Origin of the sequence: Christiangramia aestuarii (assembly GCF_009735585.1) — a bacterium.
GTDB lineage: Bacteria > Bacteroidota > Bacteroidia > Flavobacteriales > Flavobacteriaceae > Christiangramia > Christiangramia aestuarii.
On record NZ_VJVW01000146.1, the window covers coordinates 1 to 385 of the forward strand.

Genomic DNA, 385 nt, shown 5'->3' on the forward strand with positions numbered 1-385 from the left:
TAGTTATCCGGTTAGACGGATTGGCTATCGATACCCCTCAGAACAATTCCACTTCGCCCACGTTGACGCTGTTCTGGCTCACCGGGCTGGGCAAGGGCCGGCGCAGTTCCTCGACCTCCCGTGCGACCCGTTCGGGCCATTCCTGGCGCGGTCGCGCCTCCAGCGCGCCGAGGCCGAGGGCGAAGGCGCCAAGACGCGCATGGTGCTTGCGCATCTGGCCGAGCAACTGGCTGCCCATGTCCTGGAATTGCAGGGCGGTGACCGCCGCGTCGACGCCCTGGCCGACTTCCAGCGAGAGCCGGTCCAGTTCGTGGATGACCTTCAGGGTGTGCCGGTTCATCGCCTCCAGGTCATCGAGCATGCCCTGGATCTTGTGCTTGGAATC

The 385-nt window shown here is 64.7% G+C and carries 1 pseudogene; it reads right to left on the reverse strand.

The features are described from left to right. Positions 1-37 precede the first annotated feature (37 nt). Positions 38-385: pseudogene (gene cttP, locus FLP08_RS17295) on the reverse strand (trichloroethylene chemotactic transducer CttP); the annotation flags it as partial.